General features: G+C 42.1%; 3 protein-coding genes. 2 read left to right on the forward strand and 1 reads right to left on the reverse strand.

Annotated features, from left to right (window positions below; translation table 11 throughout):
• Both F6K20_RS23325 and F6K20_RS23330 read left to right on the forward strand, forming a co-directional pair.
• On the forward strand, positions 1–339 hold a 339-nt coding region (locus F6K20_RS23325; RefSeq protein WP_287296191.1), incomplete at its 5' end, for a hypothetical protein.
• A 452-nt stretch (positions 340–791) separates the two neighbouring features.
• A complete protein-coding gene (locus F6K20_RS23330) occupies positions 792–1,043 on the forward strand; it encodes a hypothetical protein (RefSeq protein WP_287296193.1) in 252 nt (83 codons plus the stop codon).
• 252 nt (positions 1,044–1,295) lie between these two features.
• Here F6K20_RS23330 and F6K20_RS23335 read toward each other — a convergent pair.
• Positions 1,296–5,197: WD40 domain-containing protein (locus F6K20_RS23335; protein WP_287296195.1), on the reverse strand; the 3,902-nt coding region annotated here is incomplete at its 5' end.

Here is a 5,197-nt window from a genome sequence, read left to right on the forward strand (position 1 = left end):
TCCCAAATTGCCAGGATCCAATCGACACTGGAACATTCCTATCCTCGTGCCATAACCGAGCGAGAAGAAATCTTGATCTACCTATACAGCAACTGCCGACTTTCCATGACCCCCCAGGAGTTTTACTGGAAATGGCAAGTTAACCAAGAAGACATCGGTAACATCTGCTGCCGCTCAACTTACGCTGTCAACAGCTGGCTGGCCCAAGGTGCTCGCTATAAAACTCCTTCTTCCGATTCCTTATATCATCTGGCCTTAATGGATTTCCTGCTAGAAAATTTCGAGGCCATTCCAAAGGAGTTATTAAATCAGCTCTGTTCTAAAGTTAAAAGTTGTTAGAATTAAGAATGTAGAATGTAGAATTAAGAATGTAGAATTAAGAATGTAGAATTGAGAATGTAGAAGGCTGAAGGCTGAAGGCTGAAGGCTGAAGGTTGAAGGCTGAAGGCTGAAGGCTGAAGGCTGAAGGCTGAAGGTATAATGTATAATGTATAATGTATAATGTATAAAGAATAATACCTAATATAGACTTATCAATTCTAAATTCTTAATTCACCATTCTAAATTCTTAATTCTACATTCTAAATTCTTAATTCTACATTCTAAATTCTTCATGGGGAACTTTTTATCCGCAGATTCGTCAAAGCCGCCAAAGCTACAATATTCTCCACTCAGAGACTTTCCTGATCTGATCCATAAACCTAGAAAATATCCTGATCTGAGCCATCAATCTGGGAAAAATGTATATATTAATCTAGTTGGAATTGGCATAGAACCCACGGAGTCCACTTATGAAACGTTATAAAATTCTCGCCCTACTAGGGATAACAGCAGTATCGACAATCACTGCTACTCAGGTTTTAGCTATGGAGACAGGTTCCTGGAACTTAATCACTGAACCTGACTCTAGTGACAATAGTCTATTGGAGGATGTTTCATTCTTTAAATACACTATATTTGATACCGGTGCTGGCGCAAGAGAGCCCCAAGATCCAGATCCTAGACCCCCACGCTACGACATTCCACAATCGGGACTTCAGTAGAGTCCGGTTCAGCTAGAGCTTGATCATATCCATAGCATTTTTATTTGAGTTGTGAACATACTTGCTTAAAAAAAGGCAAGAGGCAAGAGGCAAGAGTTAATCAACTAGCGATGCATCCGTTATAGCAGTCGAAGTAAAGGTTAAAACATATTTCTGTTCCCTATTACCCTGCCCCTTATTAAGGATAAACGTTGCTATAAAACCCTCTTTAGTATTGCCTTTTGCCTTTTGCCTTTTGCCTTAAAAGCTGATTTACTCTTGCTCCTCAATTCCCTCACAGAGTTTTTTGTCTTCTTGGTTGACGTTCGGATTATTTTTCAGATAATTACCGATCTGATCACAAGCACGCTTCAGTAAGTAATTAACATCGTTTGATTGACTGTAATCTAAATATTGACTGTAATTTAAATTCCAAATACTCACCCGATTCGCTGCGTTAATCGAGACTAGGGTTTCACCGTCTGGACTGAAATTCACAGACTCCACAGGTTCAGAACCCTCGCTTAACGTTCCGATTAAAAGTCCATTGGGGTTCCATAGTTTAACTGTTCCATCCGCACTAGCAGAAGCAATAATGTCTCGATTGGGGTGAAAACTGACATCATAAACAGTTTTTGTATGCTCTACTACTGTTTTAGAATCGAAGTGCTGCCAGGAAATGTCTTTACGACTCCATATGACCATAAAACCACGGGCAGCACCTGCCACAATCCGCTTACCATCGGGGCTGAAACTAAGGGAGGACAACTTGCTATCCCCAGGAAGGGTAGTAATTAGAGTTCCGTCCTGCTTCCAGAGTTTCACTGTCTTGTCATTACTGGCAGAGGCAATTAACTGACCATCGGGACTGAAACTGACGCGATTAATGGCATCTGTATGTCCCGCTAAAGTACGTAACAATTTCCCTTTCCTGCTCCAAAGTTTCACTGTTCCATCCTCACTAGCAGAGGCAATGATTTGGCTATCAGGACTGAAACTAACGCTATAAACTGGAGCGCTATGCCCCTCTAGAGTATGTAGCAGTTTCCCATCGTCATTCCAGAGTTTCACCGTCTTGTCATAACTGGCGGTAGCAATTAACTGACCATCAGGGCTGAAATCAACCCCATTCACAAAACCCTGATGTCCCTCGAGGGTGAGTTCCCTAATCTGCTTCTCCGGGTTCCAGAGTTTGACCGTGTTATCATCTCGACTAGGAGAGGCAATGATATCACCATCCGGGCTAAAACTAGCACCATAACCATAGACTGTATAGGTAGGTTGGAAAACCTTACGCCAGGTTTGGTCAAGACTCCAAAGTTTGACAGTGAAATCAACACTAGCTGAGGCTAGCATCTTACTATCAGGAGTGAAACTAACCTGATTGACAATATCTTTATGACCAGGAAGGGTTGAAATTGGTGTGCCGTGACTAGTCCAGAGTTTTATTTTTCCGTCACTAGTCCCTGAGGCAATCCACTCACCATCCGGACTAAAGCTGACACTATTAATAGGATGATCATGTCCTGCCAAGGTTTTCTCTAACCTTCCATCACGGCTCCACAGTTTCACGGTCAGATCATCACTAGCTGAAGCAATGGTCTGACTATCCGGACTGAAAATTACACTCCAAACAGCTTTTTTATGCTCCTCTAGAGTTTTGATGAATGTACCGTCACGACTCCAGAGTTTGACCGTTTTGTCTTTACTAGCTGAAGCAATTAACTTTCCATCATTGCTAAAACTAACACTCAATACAGCTTCTTCATGTTCTGTCAAGGTTTTGAGCAAAGTCCCATCACGCTTCCAGAGTTTAACGGTTTTATCACCACTGGCTGACGCAATGGTCTCACCATCCGGGCTAAAACTTACCCACTTCACCCCTTTACCATGTCCCCTCAAGGTTTTAATTAACCTTCCATCCCGACTCCAAAGTTTAACGGTTTTGTCTTTACTGGCTGAAGCAATTATCTGATTATCAGGGCTGAAACTGACGCACCACACTGTATCATCATGTTCTTCTAAGCTATGCAGCAATTGGCCATCACGACTCCACAGTTTGATGGTTTTATCAGAGCTAGCTGAAGCAATTAGCTGATTATCTTGACTGACACTGACACTCAAGACACTACCTTGATGTCCCTCTAAACGATGGTGTTCTTGGATTAAGTTTACTGCTTGCCAGAGGTTAGATATAGTCTCTTTTTCAAGGTCTGATTTTGCTATTTTATAGTTTAATAGTTTCCCTGCCTTGATACTGCTTAAAAGGGCATCAATCTGATTTTCATCTACAAGAAAAGAAAGCTTATATTTAGCATTGAGTTGAGCAAGGATCGTCTCTGTTTGGTGAAAATTTACCGATTGCCACAGCCCGATTGCGATAGCTGCTAATATAGTCATCACCACGCTAAATCCCCCTAACCCCATCACCAACCATTTCCGAAGCCGTTGTCGCGCTTCTCGCTCTTTTTCAAGTTCCGCTCTCATGTCAGCCCCTTGTCGTTGTCGAATGAAATCTACTAAATAATCATGGACTAATTGATAGCGATCGCTATAAATCTCTCGTAACAGCAGCACTAAGCCAGATTTAACAAAAATTTCCAACACTAAATCTAATCGTTTTAGCTCTGTGTCTACATCAGCGGCCAAGGCTTTTAATTCTTTTTCCAAATCATGGCGAGTTTTGAGAGGGCGGGTGTTGTTTTCATCCGTTAGCAAGTACAACACTAATTCAGCCGCCCGTTTGTTCTCAGCACCACAGGCTTCCACTACTTCTTCTAAGTATTGGTTGACTAATTCAGCTTTTGGGTTATCTCCTAGATGTTGATACTGTTTTAGGGTGGTAATTTTGTTTCGTTCCAGTTGCGCCCCTACCACTTGCAACTCAATTGGTCGAATCTCCCCTAATTCTTTGCCTAAATCATCCACTAATTTATCAATCAGTGTTTGCTCTAGGGGAAACTGAGTTTGCTCCGTTAAGCCTTCAAGATATAATTTGGCATCTGGTGGGGTAAGATTACCCAATTCAAACAGAATTCTCTTATCTAAAATATTGTTATTAATAACCTCTAAATCGATTCCAAACTTATTACATTCCAACAGGCAATGTAAATAATCTTCTCGCACAGACAAGATTACCTTTACATAAGGAATATTCAGACAGTCTCGCAAAAATTCATAAAAACCTCGCCTCTGCTTGGGGTTTGAGCAAACCAATAAAAACTCTTCAAACTGGTCAAATATTAAAACAGTAAGCAAATTTTGCCTAGCATTATTGTGCAACTGCTCAAGAATGAGGGCGGTTGAATCAAGCTTAGTAGATACAGATGCTAAATTTAGTCTCTTCTTCAGCGTCTTTTTTAAGGATTTGCCTAGTGCTTGAATCCAATTCCTATAAACTCGCTGCAAAACCGGCAATACCCGACGGGTATTAATGGTTTTCCGTTCTAATGCTGGTATTAATCCCGCCTCAATCATCGAACTTTTCCCCGCCCCGGACTGTCCATGAATCACAGTTAGTCTAGAGCGCTCCTGTTCCATGCGCTCAATCAGACGATTAACATGGTGTTCCCTGCCAGAAGCCGCAATTTCTGGCGCTATCCTTTCTGAGCACTCAACCGTTGCTAAAACTGGGTTAGTTACCTGCTGCTTAGGCTGCAATCGACCAGCACCAATGAATGCCCGAAACCCAAACCGGCTCTCAATCCCCTGTTGGTCTTGTTTAATCTTAAAGGCAGTGAGATAGTGCCCTTGTTGGCAATAGGCCTGGTGTAATTCCTTCAAGATACCAATATAAAGTTCTGGATCATAGTGGGGTTTGGTTTCTGCTCTAGCAGTTTCCAAGTTCTCAAGTGCTGCTTGTAATTGACCAAAATGTTTTTGCGATCGCATAGTCCCAAGCAGTGCTCGCCCCAAGGAAAATAAATACCAACCCTGGGCAAAAGACTTGTGCCAGTCTAAGAAAGTTTCTTGTTCCGGTGAGGGATTGACTATCTTAGCTGATGCCGTTGATAGCAGAAAAAGCGCTTGTTTGGAATACTGTTGCGCTTTTTTAAAGGCTGATTTGGCTAGGGCTACTTCAGCCAAAAAGCCATAAGCTCGTGCCATTCTGAATGGATCAGAATAGGTTTGATGGAGCGCCAAGGCTTTATGGGCAACTTTCTCTAACTCCTCCC

Origin of the sequence: Moorena sp. SIO2C4, assembly GCF_010672485.1 — a bacterium.
Classification (GTDB): domain Bacteria; phylum Cyanobacteriota; class Cyanobacteriia; order Cyanobacteriales; family Coleofasciculaceae; genus Moorena; species Moorena producens.

Bases quoted from the DNA above. Each gene is read 5' to 3' on its own strand.
- F6K20_RS23330 (WP_287296193.1), top strand. From the start codon at position 792: ATGAAACGTTATAAAATTCTCGCCCTACTAGGGATAACAGCAGTATCG.